This is a genomic window from Rhizobium sp. BK456 (genome assembly GCF_014194045.1).
In the GTDB taxonomy this organism is placed as follows: domain Bacteria; phylum Pseudomonadota; class Alphaproteobacteria; order Rhizobiales; family Rhizobiaceae; genus Rhizobium; species Rhizobium redzepovicii.
In genome coordinates, this window is sequence record NZ_JACIAO010000009.1 from 203798 (window position 1) to 222407 (window position 18610).

The window sequence follows — 18610 nt, forward strand, 5'->3', positions numbered from 1 at the left end:
CTTATTTCGGCAGCGGCGTCGAGACGCCCTTGACGTGCCAATTCATGGCGATGATCTCGGGGTCGGCCATGGTTGCGCCAGATGCGACACCCTCGCTGCCGTCGGCCTTGGTGATCGGCCCGGTGAAGGGCGAGAAGCTGCCGTCGGCGATCTTTGCCTCGATCTCCTTGATCTTGGCCATCACGTCTGCCGGAACATCCGGATTCCAATCGACCACTTCGACGACCTTGTCGGCGACGCCGAGGAACGCATTGGCGCCCTTGAACGTGCCGGCGAGATGGGCGTCGACCGATGCCTTGAAGAACGGCGACCAATCCGTCGAGATGCATCCGAGATAGGTTTTCGGTGCGTATTTCTTCATCGAGGAGTTGAGGTTGAAGGCGTAGACGCCGGCTTCCTCGCAGGCCGAGATGACGGACGGCGTGTCCTGGGCGTTGGAGAAGATCACGTCGCACTTCTGCGCGATCAAGGCTTTGGCGGCTTCCTGCTCCTTGGCCGGGTCGAACCAGGAGTTCACCCACACTACCGAGACCTCGATATCGGGCTTGACGGCCTGGGCGCCGAGGGTGAAGGCGTTGATCGAAGTGATGAGTTCGGGAATCGCGAAGGCGGACACGGAGCCGAGCTTGCCGGTCTTGGAAAGTGCTGCGGCAGCCATGCCGAGCAGATAGGTGCCCTGGAAATATTTGGCGGCGAACGGCGAGAAATTGGGAGCAACCTGGAAGCCGGAGGCATGCAGGACCGTCACGCCTGGATCACGGCGGGCGATCTGCAACGCGCCGTTCTGATAGCCGAAGGAGCCGGCGATCAGGAACTTGTTTCCGTCGGCGACGGTCTTTGTCATGATGCGGTCGGCGTCCGGGCCTTCGGCGATATTCTCAAGCACGGTGACCTTCACCTTGTCGCCGTAAGCGGCCTTGATCGGCTCGAGGCCGGCGGCAAGGGCGTGCCCCCAGCCGACATCGCCGATCGGCGAAGGGACGACGAGCGTGATGCCGAGCGGCTGGTCGGCGGCGAAAGCAAGGCGGCTGCCGAGCGCGCCGGCAAGGCCGGTGGCGGCAGCGGCCGTCATCAGGTTTCTGCGGGTCAGTTTGGTCATGTTCTCAGTTCCCTCTTTTGGCTTTTTTAAGATTCTACGGCGGATAGGGCGGCCTCGGCGTAGGCGGCCAGTTTGGCCTCGTCGAGACCGGGGAATTCCCCCTTCTGCCAGACGATGCGGCCATTGATCATCGTCATATCGGTCGCCATGCCGATGCCGACGCGGGCAATCAGGCTCAACGGATCGTGCCGCGTGCCGACATAATCCATCCGACGCGTGTCGATCGCAAACAGGTCGGCTGCCATGCCGGGCGCCAGCCGGCCGATGTCGCGCCTGCCGAGCAGGCTCGCACCGCCTGTCGTACCGTAGCCGAGGAAATCGACGGGCGGCGGCACGGGATGGGCGCGGCTGGAGGATACCAGGCACTGCAACATATAGGCGGAGTGCAGGCAGTGCATCAGGTTGGAATTGTCGTTGGAGGCGGCCCCGTCGCAGCCAAGGCCGATACGCAGTCCGAAGGCAGCCATGGCGGGAATGTCGGTGACCTCGGCGCCGACCAGATAAACCGGCTCCGGGCAGTGCGCCACACCGGTGCGGCTCGCCGCCATCTTCCTGAGTTCGTCGTGAGTCAGCTCCCAGCAATGGGCATAGAAGGCGTCGGGCCCGGCAAAGCCGAGTTCTTCCAGATAATCGACCGTGCGCATGCCATGACGAGCCTGAATAACCGGGCTTTCGCCCTCGCCGACATGGGTGTGCATCATGACGCCGCGATCGCGCGCCAATGCCACCGATTCCACGAAGGTCTCGCGATAGCAGTTCACCGGCTGGCAGGGCGCCAACACGACTTGGCGCATACTGAACGGGTTGGCATCGTGGTAAGTGTCGATCAGCCGGGCGCAGTCGGCGATAAATTCGTCGGTCGTTTCCAGCATCGCGTCGGGAATGGTCGAGCCCTCCGACTTCGGCAGGGTGTTGCCGCCGCGGCCGGCGTGGAAGCGCATGCCGAGCAGCTCGGCTGCCTCGAACTGGCGGTCGATCAGCCGCTTCCCGGCGGGGCGGGGGAAATTGTATTGGTGATCCAAGGCCGTGGTGCAGCCATGTTTGATCATCTCGGCCATCGCCGTGACGGAGGAGTGGTAAAAACACTCCTCATTGAGCTGCGAAAAGATCGGGTAGATCCGGTCCAGCCACTCGATGACCGAAAGCTTTGTCCAGTCGAGATCGACGCGATTGCGCACGAAGCATTGGAAAAAATGGTGGTGGGTGTTGACGAGGCCGGGATAGACGAACCAGCCGGCGGCATCCTGAATGGTCGTGCCGGCGGGAAGCGCGTCCGCAGCCAGATTTTCGCCGATCGCCATAATCGCCGGACCCTCGGTCAATAGATCGACATGGCGACGGACGACCGGCCCCTTGCCCTCGTCGACGATCACGGCTGCGCAGTTCTTCAGGAGATAGCCGGTCATGTCATACCTCGCCCGGCTCGATCTGGGGTTCCGGCTTCAATTCGTGCAGCCGGTGAATACCGGGCATTTCGATAAACCTATCGAGCGCACGTAGCGCCCGCGACCAGAGCCGGATGGCGGGATAAGCATCCAGCGCCACGCCTCCATCGGGCGCTAGCGCCACATAGGGGAAGCAGGCGATGTCGGCAATTGTCGGCTGGTCGGCTGCGAGGAAGCGCATGCCGCGAACACCCTGCTCGACCAGTCCCGCCTCAAGCTCGCGAAGTGCGGCGATGCCCTGGGCCTGCAACCCGCCGATATCGCCCGGCCGCAGCAGCATTTCGTGAAGCCGCGCGCCGCCCAGGCTTGCCGTCAGCCGGCCGGAAAAGGACAGCCATTGCTGCACCTTTGCCGCTTCTTCGGCCTTGCCATTGCCAAGCCATTCGGGTGCTGCCTTGGCGGCGAGATAGACAAGGATTGCCGACGACTCGGTCAGGATCAGATCGCCATCCGCCAGGATTGGAATGGAACCTGCCGGATTGAGGGCGAGAAGCTCGGGGCCGCGATGCTCGGCGCCGGGATGGAAATCCACCGGGCGGAGTTCCAGCTTGACGCCGGTCAGCGCCGCCATCAGGCGCACCTTGTAGCAGCTGGGGGAGAGAATGTAGTCGTAGAGCTTCATTGCGCCACCAGCTGCGCGCCATAGGTATAATTGTGACGCTTAAGCCAGCGCCGGTAAGCGATCGATGTGAGATCGGCCCGCGTCGGGATTTCCATGCCGGGATCGAGCGGCAGAAGCGACGGGATCTGGTTTTCCAGGATCGACCGGTCCTGCAGGAAGATCGTCTGCTGGAAGTGGATGAGGTCGGTCATCGCGGTTTCGTCGTCGAAGAGCGCCATCCATGGCCAGACGTCGCACAGGTCCTCGGCCAGCGGCTGCACGAAGAGCGTGATGACATCCCACTCGCTCGGGCGAGGCGGGCAGGTCTTGTAGAGCACGGAGCAAGTCGGTGCCGGCACGCGGTACATATATTCCGTCGTGATCCCGCCGCTCGCCGATTTGGCGGCCTGCGGCTGGTAAAACTTCACCTGCGTTGCCCAGACTTCATCTTCTTCCTCGCGGATCTCGACCTTGTAGTTCTGAACCTCGGTGTGCGGCTCTGCGCCGAGAATGTCGGTGTGGACGAAGGGGAAATGGGCAATGTCGAGAAAGTTCTCGACGGCGCGCAGGGGCGAGCAGCGCACGCGCACCACGCCGACGTCGACGAAACGGCGGCCGGGCTGGTCGGCCTCGGGGATCGGGAAAATATCCTTCCTCGGCTCGCCGAGCGAGGACCAGACATGGCCGTAACGCACGCGCACCGGCAGAACGCGGCCGTCGTCGCCCGTTACCCTCGCATTGCCATCGGCGTCGCTCGCCACGTCGATCGGCTCGCCCATCAGCCTCGTTTTGCGACCGGCGCTGTCGAGCTGACTGAAAAGCCCAACCGGATACCATTCGTCGATCATCGCCTGCATGCTCACCGCGCGATCTCCTTTTTCTGAAGATCTTCAGCCCGGCGCCGCAGACTTTCGGCAACCCGCGAAGCGCCGATGGCCGCAGCTGGGCCGAGGTCATCCTTCAGGAGCACATGGATCAGCGTCTGCCCGTCTTCTTGGGCGGATAATAACAGAAGGAGGCTGCCGGTGGGTGCGTCGATCTCGACAAGACCGTCAGGGTTCGCCTTCACGCCGGCCGCCGCTTCAATCGCGGCAGTGCCTGCAAACGCCGTTAGCGAGCGCAGGGGAATGAGGCCATCAAGCCTCGGCGGCTTCGAAGTGGGCGTGCCCACGGCCACCCAGATCATGCTGCCCGCTTCCTCGACCTCATGGGTGGCGACACGGATGGTTTCTGGCGGCGCCAGCCCCGGATGGGCAGGAATGCGCAGACAGTTTCCGGCCTGGCCATAACTCCAGCCGTGATAGATGCAGGAAAGCGCCTCGCCGCGCACGAAGCCATGGGACAAGCGCATGCCACGGTGCGGACAGCGATCCGCCGATGCCGATATACGCCCCGAAGCGCTGCGCCAGAGGGCAATCGATCCAGATGCCGTCCGGGCCGGCATGACTGTTGCGGCCGGCAGATCCCGGGAGAGGGCGACTGGCGTCCAAAAGCCGGTCGGATCGGATGGCATGACTAGACTTCCTGAACTATATTACGTTTTGTAAAACGATACGCTCAAGGCCTCACGTTTGCATAGTTTTTTCGCATTGGCAACGATGGTTAAATAATATGCACATCGCAAAAACCGCACATGGTGTTAGGCCTTTTCGCCCATCCTCGCAGTGCGTTCTATGCACTCGACCCATACGTCGATTGGCCCCAGTGAACACCCCACCTCCATCATGTCGATCAAATCCTCCGGTCCTGAAAGCTCGAGTTCGATCCGCATGGAACTCGCATGGGATATGCTGTGCGACAGCCCGAGCTTGGCGGCATGGCGCCGGATCCAGGGGATAAAGGACGCAGCCTTGAGATCACCGACAATGGTCATCCGCTCCTGGAGGTGGCTTGTATTTTGTCTCATGCTCGCCCTTGTTTTTCCAACACCATAGCGCCTGAATGCACTTGCGAAAGGGGTATCGTCGAAGCGAGGATACGCCGTCGGAGTTTGCTCTGCAAACACCGGCGACCGTCGCGGTGCTCATAAGCCTTGTCGATCGATCGAGCGGATGGGCTTGTGGTTGGTCGTTGCTGTGTTAACTAGCTGTCTTGCGATTTTCCGCGGCGGCTCAATGTGGCGCAGAATCGATATTCAATCATTGCACGATCGGACGCCGATGAAGAATGGACAGCAGGAGAAACGCGAGATGCCGTCGTTGCCGGGTTCATCGCAAGAGCGCCAGCGGTCGCTCGCGATCGGGCTTTTGCGGGCGCGCGAAGCGGTGATGAGCCATTTCCGACCGATCCTGGCGGCGCATGATGTAACCGAGCAGCAATGGCGGGTGATCCGTGTGCTCTCCGAAGCAGGTACGCTCGATGCCAGCGAAGTGGCGGACAAGGCCTCGATCCTGGCACCGAGCCTGACGCGCATGATCCGCTCGCTCGAAGAGCGCGGCTTCATCACCAAACATAAGGACAAGGCCGACGGTCGGCGGGTGCTGCTGCGGATTACGCCTGCCGGGCGAGCAATGGTCGACGAGGTGATGCCGGAGAGCCTGAAGGTCTATGCCGATATCGGCGTACGCTTCGGGGCGGAGCGGGTCGAGCAACTGCTGGACATGCTGGACGAGCTGACGGCGCTGAGGCTCGAAGGCGCGACCGGCGGTGAGGAGTGACGGCTTTCCGCTCCATGCACAGCCTCTTGATTAATGTGTTAAATATTTAATTGACGGCCAGTCCGGCCTGCGGCAGTCTTCAGCTGTGTAGACACTGTTGGGAGGCAGAGTTGGACCTGTTGCAGAACCGCAGCCTCGTCGATCGCGCCTGGTCGCCGACGCCTTACGATCAATGGTCGGATGACCTTCACAATATCTGCGGGAATTTCAACGCGCATACGATGCAACGGGGCGACAAGGTGACCGGCACGGCAAGCCGCATCGACGTCTGCGGCATGGAATTTGCCCACGTCTCCAACGATCTCGATTATGTCCATCGCGGCTGGGACGACATTCGCCGCGATGCCCACGAACATCTGTTCCTGATCCTGCAGCTCGAGGGAGCCTGCGGCGTAGAGCATTCCGGCCAGCAGAACATTCTCGATGTCGGCGAATGCATTCTGGTCGATTCCACGCGGCCGACCACCTTCTATTTCCGCGGTCACTTCTCCAATCATCTGTCCCTGCATTTGCCGCGGCAATTGATGTATTCGGGCAGCAAGGTGGATTTCGACGTGGCCCGCAAGCTTGCGGCCGACGATCCGATGACGATGATGCTGCGTGCGCTGATCGCCAAGATGATGACGACGCCGGAAAGCGAGGCGGCCTCGCCGCATCTGCGCCAGCTGATGTTCGACACGACGCGCCAGGCATTTCTGTCGACCGACATCCAGACGGCAAGCCTGACTTCCTTGCATGACAGTGCCGGCAGGCGCATGCAGATGGTCGATATCCTGATCGACAAACACCTGACCGAGAGCGATCTCAGCGCCAAATGGCTGGCGACGAGGCTCGGCGTCTCGATCCGCACGCTGCAGCAGGACTTCCAGGGACTGGGCATGACCTGCACCACCGTCATCCGCGACAAGCGCCTGCGCTTTGCACGCGAAAAGATCGAGCAGCTCAAGGAGCAGCGCCACGCCGGAACGATCGCCGAAGTCGCCTATTCCGCCGGCTTCAACGACATTTCCTATTTCAACCGCAGCTTCAAAGAACTGTTCGATTGTGCGCCGAGCGAGCTGCTGCGCGCCGGCGAAGCGGTGCCACGGATGGTCTGACGCGCAATTTGCGCTTCCGTCCAAGACGAGGCGCGTTTCTCCCCAAGACGGCTTATCCAGCCAAAGTCATAGTCCTCCCCAATCTCACGGGAGGAGAATATCGTGAAGCAGTCTACCCTGCTCATCGGTGGCGAAACTGTCGCCACGACCCATCATGCGCCGGTTGCCAATCCATCGAACGGCGAAATCGTCGGCTATATGCCGCTTGCCGGGGAAGCCGATCTCGACCAAGCCGTTGCCGCCGCCGCCGCGGCTTTCAAAAGCTGGTCGCAGACCTCGAATGAAGAGCGCGCCGCGGCCTGCCGGGCCCTTGCCGAGAAGATCGCCGAGCACGCCGAAGAACTGGCGCAGATCCTAACCCGGGAGCAGGGCAAGCCGCTCAATGGTCTAGGATCGCGGTTTGAAATCGGCGGCGCGATCGCTTGGACACGTCATACGGCCGAACTCGATCTGCCGGTGGAAATCCTGCAGGATGACAATGAAGGACGTGTCGAGCTGCACCGCAAGCCGATCGGCGTCGTCGGTTCGATCACGCCCTGGAACTGGCCCGTCATGATTGCCTGCTGGCACATCGTGCCGGCGCTGCGGGCCGGCAATACCGTCGTCATCAAGCCGTCGCCCCTGACGCCGCTCTCGACCATCCGTCTGGTCGAGATCATCAACGAGGTGCTGCCCCCCGGCGTCGTCAATGTGATCACCGGCGAAAACAGCATCGGGGCTGCGCTTTCCGCTCATCCCGGTATTGCCAAGATGACCTTCACCGGTTCCACCGAGACCGGTAAGAAAATTATGGCCTCGGCCGTCGCCACCTTGAAACGGCTGACGCTGGAACTCGGCGGCAACGATGCGGGCATCGTGCTGCCCGACGTCGATCCGAAAGGCATTGTCGAGGGCCTGTTCTGGGGCGCCTTCATCAATAACGGCCAGACCTGCGCGGCGCTGAAACGCCTCTATGTGCATGACAGCATCTATGAGGAGGTCTGCAGCGCACTTGCCGATTATGCCGGCAAGATCACTGTCGGCGACGGCCTGGATGAGGCCAGCATCCTCGGCCCGATACAAAACGAAATGCAGTTCAACAAGGTGCGCGATCTCGTCGATGATGCGCGCACACAAGGCGGCCGCATTCTGACCGGCGGCGCGCCGATGGACCGGCCCGGCTATTTCTATCCGATCACGCTGGTTGCCGATGTCGATCATGGTGTCCGGCTGGTCGATGAGGAGCAGTTCGGTCCGGCCCTGCCGATCATCCGTTACAGTGATCTCGACGAGGTGATCGCCCGCGCCAACCAGAATCCGGCGGGTCTCGGCGGTTCGGTCTGGTCTGCCGATGTCGAGAAGGCCAAGCGCTATGCAAGGCAGCTCGAATGCGGCTCGGTCTGGATCAACAAGCACGGCACGATTCAACCCAATGCACCCTTCGGGGGCGTCAAACAATCCGGCATCGGCGTCGAATTCGGCGCCGAAGGACTGAAGGAATTCACGACGATCCAGACGGTGTTGAGCTGAGCCATGACGACTTACGATTATATCATCGTCGGAGGCGGATCCTCGGGCTGCGTGCTGGCGAACCGCCTGTCGGAAAATCCGGCGCATAAGGTCCTGCTGATCGAGTCCGGCCGCCGCGACGCCGATCCGTGGATCCATATACCCGCGACCTTCTTCAAGGTGCTGGGCAAGGGCATCGACATCCATCCCTACGCATCGAACCCCGACAAGGGCTTGAACGGCCGGCCGTGCATCGTGCCGCAGGGAAATGTGCTCGGCGGCGGCAGCTCGGTGAATGCGATGATCTATATTCGCGGACATCGCAACGACTACGATACCTGGTCGCAAATGGGCTGCCAGGGGTGGTCCTATGACGACGTGCTTCCAGCTTTCCGCTCGCTGGAACAGAACGAGCGGCTGAACGGCCATTTCCACGGAAAGAAGGGTGGGTTGCACGTCTCCGACCCGCGCCACCGCCACCCGCTGAGCGAGGCCTTCGTCAAGGCGGCGACTGAAATCGGCATTCCCCAGAACGACGATTTCAACGGCGCCGATCAGGCGGGTGTCGGCTTCTATCAGAGCACCACCCATGGCGGCCGGCGCTGGAGTTCGGCTCAGGCCTTTTTGCGCGAAGCGGAGAAGCGGCCGAATCTCACCGTTCTGACGGAGCGCAAGGTGGCGCGCCTGCTGTTCGAGGGGCAGAGGGCGGTCGGCGTGGAACTGCTCGATGGAACGATCTTCAAGGCGTCGCGCGAAATCGCGCTCACCGCAGGCGCCATCGCCACGCCGAAGATCCTGCAATTGTCGGGGATCGGCGACGGTGCGCATCTTACCTCGCTCGGCATCCAGGTCGTTGCCGACCTGCCTGGTGTCGGCGCCAATTATCAAGATCATCTCGAAGTGCCGGTGCAGGGCGAGACGCGCGAGCCGATCTCGATCCTCGGTCATGACAAGGGTCTGCGTGCCGCCGGCCACATGCTGCGTTACCTCACCTCGCGTCGCGGGCTGCTGTCATCGAACGTCGTCGAGTGCGGCGGCTTCGTCGATACCGCAGGCACCGGCCAGCCGGATGTACAGTTCCATGTCCTGCCGGTGCTGATCGGCTTCGTCGACCGCGAACCGGAGCCCGGCCACGGTCTCAGCATCGGGCCGTGTTATCTGCGGCCGCGGTCGCGCGGCTGGATCAAGCTGAAGAGCGCCGATCCCAGGGAGCAGACGGATTTCAACGCCAATCTGCTTTCCGATCCCGCCGATATCGAGACGCTGGTGCGCGGTGTCGAAACGGCGATCCGCATCCTCGATGCGCCGGCGCTTGCCAAGCTGGTGAAGCGCCGCGTGCTGCCGAAGCCTGGGACCGAAAAGGATCCGGAGGCTTTGCGCGATTACATCCGCCAATCAGCCAAAACAGTGTTCCATCCGGCGGGAACTGCGCGCATGGGCCGCGCCGACGATCGCATGGCGGTGGTCGGACCGGACCTCAAGGTGCGCGGCGTCGAGGGGCTGCGCGTCTGCGACGCTTCGGTGATGCCGACGTTGGTGTCGGGCAATACCAACGCGCCGACGATGATGATTGCGGCAAAGGCTGCCGCCTTCATGACAGGGAAGGCGATTTCCGGCTGAGCCTGGTATCGCCGATCGTAATATCCCGTGGGGAGCGGGACAACACACTGGAGGAGACAATGCCTATCAATCCAAAAGGGCTGGTAATCGGCCTTTTCCTGACGCTCTTTTCGGCGTTCAGCGCAAATGCTGCAGCATCCTGCGGCGACAATAGCGGTAAGCCGGCAACCGGCGAAGCAATTGTGGTCGGCGCGATTACCGGCAAGACGGGACCGGATGATTTTTCCAATTCCACCAAGGCGGCCAAGGCCTATTTCGATTGCCTGAACGCCAACGGCGGGATCAAGGGACGGCCGGTGAAATATCTGGTCGAGGACGACCAGTGGAATCCTGAGATAGCAGCACAGCTCGCCGCCAAGCTCGTCAATGACGAGAAGGCCGTGCTGATGGTCGGCAATTCGAGTTTCGTCGAATGCGGCGCCAATGCCGATTTCTACAAGAAATCCGCCATTCTCGTCGTCGCCGGCGTCGGCGTTCCCCGCGAATGTTTCTTCGCGGCGAACTATGCCCCGACCAATGCCGGTCCTCGCGTGTCGATGCTCGGCGCAATGGGCTATGCGCTCGATCAACTGAAGGCAAAGTCGGTCGTCTGCATCGGGCCGAACATCCCGAATGTCGGCACCTGGTCCTGCGACGGGATCATTCAGCTCGCCAAAGAGAAGGGCCTGACGGCCGAGACGATCTTGATGGATCCCGGCACCGCCGATTCCACATCGACCATCCTGCAGGCGGCAGCTTCCAAGCCGGATGTGATCATTCTCGGCCTGCCCAAGGGCGTCACCGTGCCGCTGCTGACCGCTGCGGAAGAACAGGGGCTGAACCAGAGCATCAAGTTCCTGAGCGCCGCCTCCGCCTATGATCTCTCGGTGCCTGGCACGATCGGCGCCGGCTGGGACGGCAATTTCATCGTCAACATGGAGTTCAACGATCTCGAGGCGACGACGCCTGATAATCAGAACTGGCTCGCTGTCATGGATCAGTACGGCCAGAAGTCCGATCCGCGCGACACCTTCGCCCAGGCCGGCTATCTTGCTGCACGGATCGCCGAGACGGCACTGATGACGCTCGATCCCGCCAACGTCAACCGCGAGACGGCGTCGGCTGCGGTGCGAGGAATCAAGGGCTTCAAAAGCGATATTTTCTGTGCCCCCTGGTACTTCGGTGACGGCCAGACTCGCCACAATGCCAATTCGACCACGCGCATGGCCGTCAGCGAAGCCGGCAAGTGGAAAGTCGTCTCCGACTGCGCGCCGTCGCCGGACCCCGAGCTGAAGGACATCCGCGCCTTCGAAAAGTCCGCGGGCATCAACTGAGCCTGCGACTGCCATCGTGCTCCGCGGCTGCTACCCCGCGGAGCCGGGCGAGTGCTAGAGGATCGGGTTATGAATATTCTTCCCTTCGTCATTTCCGGGCTTGGAATCGGCGCCGTCTATGCCCTGTCGGGTGTCGGACTCGTCGTGCTGTTTCGCGCGACCGGCGTTCTCAATTTCGCTTTCGGTGCTTTTGGTGCGATGGGCGCGCATTGCGCCTGGCAGCTGCTCGAGTGGAAGGTTCCGCTCATCGTCGCCATCCTTGCGGCGGTCGTGGTCTCGACGGCAATCAGCTTTCTCTACGGGCGGATCTTCGCTCCCATGCTGTCGCATCGCGATACCGTCGTGCGCGCCGTCGGCACACTGGCGCCGGCTCTGGTTCTGATCGCCGTCATGGGTGTCGTCTGGGGCGAGCTGCCGCGCCGCCTGCAGTTTCCGACCGACCAGATGTTCGTCTCGCTCTTTGCCGTGCGCCTGACCTACACGCGCATCATCGCCCTTCTTCTAGCCGTTGCCATGGTCGTCGCGATCACCTTGCTGCTCTCTCGCACGCGGCTCGGCCTCGATATGCGCGCACTGGCCAATGACCGCGATCTCAGTGCCGTCCTCGGCGTGCGCGTCCTCCATACCGAGACCGCCGCCTGGATCATCACCGGCATCTTCTCAGGCCTTGCCGGCCTGCTGCTGGCCGATCTCGTGCGCCTGCAGGGCACCTTCCTGACCCTGCTGGTCATTCCCGCCATTGCCGCGGCGATCCTCGGCCAGTTGCGGTCGCTTTGGGAGACGGCGGCTGCCGGCATTCTGATCGGCATTGCCGAGGCGGCGCTGACCCCGATTGCCTGGATATCGCCCTATCGGGCGGCGGCGCCCTTTATCATCGCGCTCGCCGCCGTCACGATCCTCGGAGGCACGGCGAAGGCCGCGTTGAAAGACCGATGAGCGTTCAGCCGCAAACAATCGCCTCCAACGCTGAAGGCCTGTCGACAATGCGCCTGCCGAAACAGCTTCTGCATGTCCCCGTGACGACGGCGCTCTTCGCGGCTGTGGTCGTCCTTCTCGCCAATTCCTTCTGGCTTTCGGCGGCAACGTCGGCCGTCGCGCTGTCGCTGTCGGTTGCTGGCCTTGCCATTCTCTATGGCCAGCTCGGCTTGGTTTCGCTCTGCCAGTTTGCCCTCGTCGGTGTCGGCGGCTGGGTAACGCTGCGCATCGGTCACGCCTTTCATCCACCCTTCGAGGTCAGCCTGCTTGCCGGCGGCATCGTCGCCTCCGCGGTCGGGCTCGCCTTCGGCGTGCCGGCCTTGCGGCTGCGTGGTCTCTACCTCGCGCTCGTCACCCTAATGCTCGCCGGCGGCTTCCAGATAATCATCAGCGCTTGGGGTTTCCCTGATGGCGGTCCTGGCTTTCTCGGTCGGGCGGACGGCTCCGGACGCGAAATGCTGGCGAGGCCTGTCATCGCCGACGGCGAGGTTGCCTATTTCCTCTATGTGTGCGCGGCAGCTGCGATCGGTCTTTTGATCGCGCAATGGCATAAGCTTGCGCGTCCCGGCAGGACCTGGGCGCTGATCCGCAAGGGCGAGACTGTCGCCGTCGCCAGCGGCGTCAACGTTCTCATCTACAAGGCCTGGGCCTTTGCGCTCAGCGGCTTGCTCGCCGGCCTTGCCGGCGGGCTGCTGGCCGGCAATGTCGGCCAGCTCGACGGGCGCGCCTTCGGCGCCTTCGAGAGCCTCAACCTCTTTGCGCTCGCCATCGTCGGCGGTGTCTTCAACTGGTACGGCGCGCTGATCGCCGGGCTTCTGTTGCGCGCGGTGCCGGCGCTGCTGACCGATCTCGGCATCGACGGTTATATCACGATCGGTATTTTCGGCGTCGCCCTGTTCCATGCGCTGGCAACCGCGCCGACCGGCATAGCCGGCCAGATCGCGGGCTTGATCGCCCGTCTGAACAGCGGCCTATCAAGGGGGAGGGCACGATGATCACCATCGACAATCTCGTCGTCCAGTTCGGTGGGGTGAAGCCGATCAACGAGCTCAGCGCCGTGCTCACCGCACCGGTCGCGGGCCTGATCGGCCCGAATGGCGCCGGCAAGACGACGTTGCTCAACGTGCTCTCCGGTTTCATCAGGCCGGTTCAGGGGACCGTGTCGCTCGGCGCCCAGGCGCTGTTGCCGATGACGCCGCTGCAGCGCGTACGCGCCGGCCTGCGCCGCTCGTTCCAGACCGAACAGGTGGTCGGGGACCTGACCGTCGCCGGCAATATCGCGGCGATCGCCGATCATGTGGTCGGCGCGCCGCATCGCTCCGAAGCCGTGGACGAGGCGCTTTCCTTCGTCGGACTCAGCGCGGCTGCCGACCGGCTGGGGCAATCGCTCAATCTCTTCCAGCGCCGCCTGGTCGAACTGGCGAAATGTGTCGTCGGCAAGCCGAAGCTGATCCTGCTGGACGAGCCGGCCGCCGGTCTGACCGAGGAGGAGGGCAAGGCGTTTCGCGAGTTGGTGCTGCGCATCCCCGCGGAATTCCGGGCGCAGATTCTGGTCATCGATCACGACGTCGATCTTATCCGCTCCATGTGCAGCGAGACCATGGTGCTCGACTACGGAAAGCTGCTGGCCCTCGGCCCGACGCAGACCGTGCTTGCCGATCCGAACGTGCGGCGCGCCTATCTGGGGGAGTTCTGAGATGAGCGGGAATTCCGAGGTCCGCGTCGAAAACCTCGTCGTCGAACGCGGCGGCAAACGCGTCATCCATGACATTTCCTTTTCGGTCGCGGCCGGCGAGGTGACGACCCTGCTCGGCGCCAATGGGGCGGGAAAATCGAGCACGGTCATGGCCATGGCAGGTGTTCTGCCGCGCGGCGGCGCGGTGCGGCTGGGAGACATCGCACTCGAAGGATTTGTGCCCGACCGCATTCGTCGGGCAGGCCTTGCGCTCGTTCCGGAAGGGCACCGCGTGCTGGGGCAATTGTCGGTGGAGGACAATATCCTCGTCGCCGCGCTCGATCCTGCGGCGACTGCCCGCCGGCAGGGGCTGGAGCGCGCCTATGAGATATTCCCTGAGCTTGCCGAGCGCCGGCGTCAGTCGGCTTCCGATCTCTCCGGCGGTCAGAAGCAGATGGTGGCGATGGCGCAGGCTTTCGTCGCAAAGCCACGTTTCATGATCGTCGACGAGCTTTCGCTCGGCTTGGCGCCTGCCGTCGTCAAGCGTCTGGCCGAGGCGCTGAAGATTGCCGCTGCCGGCGGCATCGGCGTGCTGCTGATCGAGCAATTCGCCAATCTCGCGCTGGATCTCGCCGATAAGGCCCTCGTGCTGGAGCGCGGCCGCCTTGTCTTCGACGGTCCCGCCGCGACGCTGAAAGCCCAGCCGGACATCCTCCATGGCGCCTATCTGGCGAGCTGAAGTGAGGAGGTTGTTATGCGTTTTTCCGCTGATCACCGCGCTATCGAGACAGCTCGGGGCCAGGAGTTCGCCGGGCTTGCCCGCACGCTGTTCGGCAATGTCAAGCTCGATTTCACGGCAGCCGACGAGGAGAAGAGTTCGATGCTCTCCGCTATGCTGGGAGCCTGCCGGCTGACGCGGCTGGAAGCCGATCGGCATATGGTTTTCGGCGAGCGGGTGACGGCCAGGCCTGACGATCCCGACGCGATCAAGCTGATCCTGCAGGCCGAAGGCAGCGCCTCGATCACCCAGGGTGGCTTGCACGCGCCGATCTCCACCGATGCGCTTGTGATCTATGATCCGCGCCGGCCCTATGTGCTGACCAACAGCACGCCGGTCCGCCAATTGCTGCTGCAACTGCCGCGGCAGGCATTGCCGCAGGCCGCGGTCGAGCGGCTGGCAGCACCCTTCACCGCGCATGCCGAGTATGACGGCATGTGCGGTATTCTGCTGTCGCTGATGGAAACGACCATGCACGAGATCGGCCATCTCGACGAAGCGCGGCGTTCGAGCGTCGGCCAGACGATGATCGATCTCGTTCGCACGATGATCGGCGAGGGGCGGCCGGAGGGACTGGTCGCCAATCCCCTCGATCTGCTGCTGGCGCGCATCAAGGATTTCATCGCCGGGAATATCGCCCGGCCGGATCTGACCGTCGCCATGATCGCGCGGCGCATGGGCTGCTCGGTGCGTTACGTTTATCGCGCATTCGAGACCGAACGGCTGACGCCGTCCGAGTATATCTGGGACCTGCGCCTGCAGCAGGCTGCGGCCAGGCTGCGCAAAGCCGCCGGCCATAGCGGCGAGATATCCGAGATCGCCTTTGCGCTCGGCTTTTCCTCCAGCGCGCATTTTTCGCGGGCTTTCCGCGCCCGCTACGCCGTTTCGCCGTCGCAATGGCGCAAGGCTGCGCTTTTGTAGGGCGGCCGGTCTGCGCCGAGCCGCCCAGATTCTTATCGCATCGATTCCGCGACGCGCAGCGTATCGGTAAACTGCTCGAAGCGCCGGATCTTGCCGTCCGCGGCACGCCAGGCATGGACGACGCGGGCCTTGAAGGATTTACCGGTCTGCCGGTGCGTGCCGCTGTAGTCGCCGATGGCGATCACATCGTCGCCGGCGTCGAGAAGACGTTCCAGCTTGAAGGTGTAGCCATCGAATGCCTCACCGAGGGCCTGGAAGACGTGTCTAAAGACCTCCTGCGGGCCGACATAGGTGCCGGCGCAGGGAAAGCCGTCCATCTCGGTCCAGCGGCAGTCGGGCGCAATGTCGGCCAGCATCCCGTCTATATCGCGGCGGTCGTTGGCGTCGTAATGCGCCTTCACCATGTCGAAAGCTGTTTTCATGGTTCTGTCTCTCACACCGGTTCCTGGCCCGGCAGGTAATAGGTCATCGAGGCCTTGCGGATGAAGGCGCCGGCAGGACTGTTCTGGATGCGTCCGTCGCCGGTAATGCCGAGGAATTTACCGGTCGAGCGCATATCGTTGAAATTGTAGAAGAAGGTGGAGGCGACCGCGATTTTGAACTCCCGGAAGGTAAAGACGTACTGGTTGTCGTCGAACTTGTAGGTGGTTGTCAGGTCGACATCGCCATGGCCGCGCTGGACGCCGACCAGGCACTGCCAGGCGTAGCGCTCAGCGGAGAGGTAGGTGTGTTCGTAGACATGGTTGGGGCTATAGGTGAAATGCGCCCTGAGCCCGATGAGATCACGGCTTTCGGCCGGCGCCGGCCCGCTTGAAGTGCCACCTTCGATGACGCCGGGCCGGAAGATCTGCGCCACCTGCGGTTCGCCGACGGCATCCCTCGCGTCGCGGACGATCGAATAGATCGAAAACGCTCGGCGGGTCTCGACATTGAGGATCAGCGTTTCGGCTTCTCTCGGGCGGCGGGCGAAGACGATTTCGATGAAATAGGTATTCGGCGCGACCTCGATCACCTCAGCCTTGTCAATTGCGCTTTCCTTGCCGTCGGACCATCTGGCCTCGCCTCTGCCGAAGGCAAGGTCGAGCCGGCGGCCGTCGTCGAAGCCGATCTTATAGGAAGAGCCGGAAAGCGCTTCGCTCGCCGGCAGGCGGTTCGTGTCGATGCCATAGGCGAATTCGTCGTAGGTTTTCCAATCCTTCGGATTTTCGTTCATCGTTGTCTCCTCCTAGCATTCTGCAAAGGCGAGGGTCGGCAGATCGACCGTGCCGGCTCCGCCGTCGACGGTCAGGATCGCGCCGTTGATCATTGAGGCGTCCGAGGAGGCCAGGAAGCAGACGGCGTTGGCGACATCCTCGGTACTCGCGGGGCGACCGAGCGGCACGTCCTTGGTGACGAGCGCATAAGCCTCTTCGATGCTTTTCAGCCTAAACTTCTCGATGATTATCTGCATCTGCTCGTCGGCCATGTCAGTCGTCACCCATCCCGGGCAGACGGTGTTGGTGCGCACGCCCTTGCGGCCGTAGTCGCGCGCCAGCGATTTTGCGAGCCCGATACAGGCATGCTTCATGGTGACGTAGCCCGCCGCATCCGGCCCGGCGAACAGCCCGGCAATCGAGGCGAGAACGACGATATTGCCCTTGTTCTTGATCAGATAGGGGAGGGATTCGCGGGCGCTGACGAAGGCGGTGTTCAAATTGAGCCGAACCGCGAGATCCCAGGTCTCGTCAGACATGCTGATCGTCGGCCCGACGCCGTGGCCGCCGGCATTGGCAATCAGGATATCGAGCCCGCCGAAAGTCTCGACGACCGTTTCGAGCGCTTTCCGCATCGCAATGCCATCGGCCGCGTCGGTGGTGATGACGGTGGCGCCGATCTCATCGGCAACGGCGCGAAGCGGTTCGGGGCGCCGTCCGACGAGCACGACGTTGCCGCCTTCCCTACGGATGCGCCGCGCGACGGCGGCGCCGATGCCCGTGCCGCCGCCGGTGATCAGCGCTGTCTTCTTGCTGAAACGCATATCTCTTCCTCCTGGACCTTTCGATCATCATGGTCGAAAGGCCGGGAGGCGTCCTGTCCAGCTGTGCAGTCCGTTTTGACTGAGCGTGCAAAACGATGCTGAATGCGGGAGGTCAGTAGACCTTCACGTCGCCCGCCGGCCTGGCGGGTTCGGTCTTGTGGAAATCCTCAAGCAGCTTGGCCGTGGCATTGGCGAGCAGCATGACGTCGTTGCCGATCGCGACGAAGGTGGCGCCGAGTTCGAGATAGCGCTTGGAAAGGGCGAGATCGCCGATCAGGATGCCGGCGGCCTTGCCGTGCGACTGGATCCTGGCAAGCGCCTTTTCGACTTCGGCCTGCACTTCGGGCGCGCCCGGTCTGCCGAGATAGCCCATGTCGGCGGCGAGATCGGACGGGCCGATGAAAACGCCGTCGACGCCCTCGGTCGTCGCGATCGCGTCGAGCGCTGCGAGTCCCGCCCGGCTTTCGACCTGCAGCAGCAGGCAGATCTCGTCATTGGCGGTCTGGAGATAATCGGGGATGCGGTTGAAATCGGAGGCGCGGGCAAGGGCGGCACCGACGCCGCGCACACCCTGCGGCGGATAACGCACGGCGCGGACCATGGCCTCCGCCATCTCCTTGCTGTCGACCATCGGAATGAGCAGCGTCTGCGCACCGATATCGAGCATCTGCTTGATGATCCAGGTCTCGCCGACCGGCGGGCGGATCACCGCATGGCTTGCCGATCCCTTCATCGCCTGCAGCTGCGAGGCGAGAAGCGGCACGTCGTTCGGCGCATGTTCGGCATCGAGCAGCAGCCAGTCATAACCGACGCCGGCGCAGATCTCGACCGTATAGGGACTGGCGAGCGCCTGCCAGAGGCCGATCTGCGCCCGCCCCTCCTTCAGGGCTTGCTTGAAGAGGTTTTTGGGCGCCGGCATGTTTC

The 18610-nt window shown here is 62.9% G+C and carries 20 protein-coding genes; 10 read left to right on the forward strand and 10 right to left on the reverse strand.

Translation table 11 applies throughout. The annotated features are described in order from the left end of the window. Position 1: 1 nt before the first annotated feature. From FHX03_RS24470 to FHX03_RS24495, 6 genes are all read right to left on the reverse strand, one after another. Positions 2–1099, reverse strand: a complete 1098-nt coding sequence (locus tag FHX03_RS24470; RefSeq protein ID WP_097626211.1) for a BMP family ABC transporter substrate-binding protein — start codon at positions 1097–1099, stop codon at positions 2–4. A 26-nt stretch (positions 1100–1125) separates the two neighbouring features. After that, positions 1126–2505 carry an amidohydrolase gene (locus FHX03_RS24475; RefSeq protein WP_183855848.1) on the reverse strand — a complete coding sequence of 460 codons (1380 nt, stop codon included), beginning with the start codon at positions 2503–2505 and terminating at the stop codon, positions 1126–1128. 1 nt (position 2506) lies between these two features. Beyond that, positions 2507–3166, reverse strand: a complete 660-nt coding sequence (locus FHX03_RS24480; protein WP_183855850.1) for a glutathione S-transferase family protein — start codon at positions 3164–3166, stop codon at positions 2507–2509. Continuing rightward, positions 3163–4008, reverse strand: coding sequence for an aromatic ring-hydroxylating oxygenase subunit alpha (locus FHX03_RS24485; protein WP_183855852.1), 846 nt, complete (start codon positions 4006–4008; stop codon positions 3163–3165). Before FHX03_RS24485 ends, FHX03_RS24480 begins: the two co-directional genes overlap by 4 nt. Then, positions 4005–4658: a Rieske (2Fe-2S) protein gene (locus FHX03_RS24490; RefSeq protein ID WP_183855855.1), complete on the reverse strand. Its 654-nt coding sequence runs from the start codon at positions 4656–4658 to the stop codon at positions 4005–4007. The genes FHX03_RS24485 and FHX03_RS24490 overlap by 4 nt, the downstream gene beginning before the upstream one ends. A gap of 126 nt (positions 4659–4784) precedes the next feature. Next, positions 4785–5051 (reverse strand): acylphosphatase, encoded by a 267-nt coding sequence (locus FHX03_RS24495; RefSeq protein ID WP_131711234.1) that lies wholly within the window; start codon positions 5049–5051, stop codon positions 4785–4787. A gap of 235 nt (positions 5052–5286) precedes the next feature. On the opposite strand from FHX03_RS24495, the gene hpaR reads away from it, so the two are divergent. The 10 genes from hpaR to FHX03_RS24545 all read left to right on the forward strand — a co-directional run bounded on the left by hpaR (position 5287) and on the right by FHX03_RS24545 (position 15669). Next, positions 5287–5802, forward strand: a complete 516-nt coding sequence (hpaR, locus tag FHX03_RS24500; protein WP_375166082.1) for a homoprotocatechuate degradation operon regulator HpaR — start codon at positions 5287–5289, stop codon at positions 5800–5802. Between the two features lie 110 nt (positions 5803–5912). Then, the gene (locus FHX03_RS24505) at positions 5913–6899 is read left to right on the forward strand and encodes a helix-turn-helix domain-containing protein (RefSeq protein ID WP_097626218.1); all 987 of its coding nucleotides are present in this window, start codon (positions 5913–5915) and stop codon (positions 6897–6899) included. A 102-nt stretch (positions 6900–7001) separates the two neighbouring features. Then, positions 7002–8408, forward strand: a complete 1407-nt coding sequence (locus tag FHX03_RS24510; protein WP_097626219.1) for an aldehyde dehydrogenase family protein — start codon at positions 7002–7004, stop codon at positions 8406–8408. A gap of 3 nt (positions 8409–8411) precedes the next feature. Beyond that, positions 8412–10007 (forward strand): GMC family oxidoreductase, encoded by a 1596-nt coding sequence (locus FHX03_RS24515; protein WP_183855856.1) that lies wholly within the window; start codon positions 8412–8414, stop codon positions 10005–10007. Between the two features lie 59 nt (positions 10008–10066). After that, positions 10067–11320, forward strand: coding sequence for an ABC transporter substrate-binding protein (locus FHX03_RS24520; RefSeq protein WP_097626221.1), 1254 nt, complete (start codon positions 10067–10069; stop codon positions 11318–11320). Positions 11321–11389: 69 nt separating this feature from the next. After that, a complete protein-coding gene (locus tag FHX03_RS24525; protein ID WP_097626222.1) occupies positions 11390–12256 on the forward strand; it encodes a branched-chain amino acid ABC transporter permease in 867 nt (288 codons plus the stop codon). After that, complete coding sequence (locus FHX03_RS24530) at positions 12253–13290, forward strand: branched-chain amino acid ABC transporter permease (protein ID WP_183855858.1); 1038 nt, start codon at positions 12253–12255, stop codon at positions 13288–13290. The genes FHX03_RS24525 and FHX03_RS24530 overlap by 4 nt, the downstream gene beginning before the upstream one ends. Continuing rightward, on the forward strand, positions 13287–13991 hold the full coding sequence (locus tag FHX03_RS24535) for an ABC transporter ATP-binding protein (protein WP_131711239.1): 705 nt from the start codon (positions 13287–13289) through the stop codon (positions 13989–13991). Before FHX03_RS24530 ends, FHX03_RS24535 begins: the two co-directional genes overlap by 4 nt. A gap of 1 nt (position 13992) precedes the next feature. Then, a complete protein-coding gene (locus FHX03_RS24540) occupies positions 13993–14709 on the forward strand; it encodes an ABC transporter ATP-binding protein (RefSeq protein ID WP_097626225.1) in 717 nt (238 codons plus the stop codon). Between the two features lie 15 nt (positions 14710–14724). Beyond that, complete coding sequence (locus FHX03_RS24545) at positions 14725–15669, forward strand: helix-turn-helix domain-containing protein (RefSeq protein ID WP_183855860.1); 945 nt, start codon at positions 14725–14727, stop codon at positions 15667–15669. A 32-nt stretch (positions 15670–15701) separates the two neighbouring features. Here the strand turns inward: FHX03_RS24545 and FHX03_RS24550 are convergent, their stop codons facing one another. The 4 genes from FHX03_RS24550 to hpaI all read right to left on the reverse strand — a co-directional run bounded on the left by FHX03_RS24550 (position 15702) and on the right by hpaI (position 18605). Next, the gene (locus FHX03_RS24550; protein WP_097626227.1) at positions 15702–16091 is read right to left on the reverse strand and encodes a nuclear transport factor 2 family protein; all 390 of its coding nucleotides are present in this window, start codon (positions 16089–16091) and stop codon (positions 15702–15704) included. 11 nt (positions 16092–16102) lie between these two features. Continuing rightward, positions 16103–16882, reverse strand: coding sequence for a MoaF C-terminal domain-containing protein (locus FHX03_RS24555; RefSeq protein ID WP_183855862.1), 780 nt, complete (start codon positions 16880–16882; stop codon positions 16103–16105). Between the two features lie 12 nt (positions 16883–16894). Beyond that, entirely contained in the window at positions 16895–17686 is a 792-nt protein-coding gene (locus tag FHX03_RS24560) for an SDR family NAD(P)-dependent oxidoreductase (protein ID WP_183855864.1), read from the reverse strand. A gap of 112 nt (positions 17687–17798) precedes the next feature. After that, positions 17799–18605, reverse strand: a complete 807-nt coding sequence (hpaI, locus tag FHX03_RS24565; protein WP_097626230.1) for a 4-hydroxy-2-oxoheptanedioate aldolase — start codon at positions 18603–18605, stop codon at positions 17799–17801. Positions 18606–18610 lie beyond the last annotated feature (5 nt).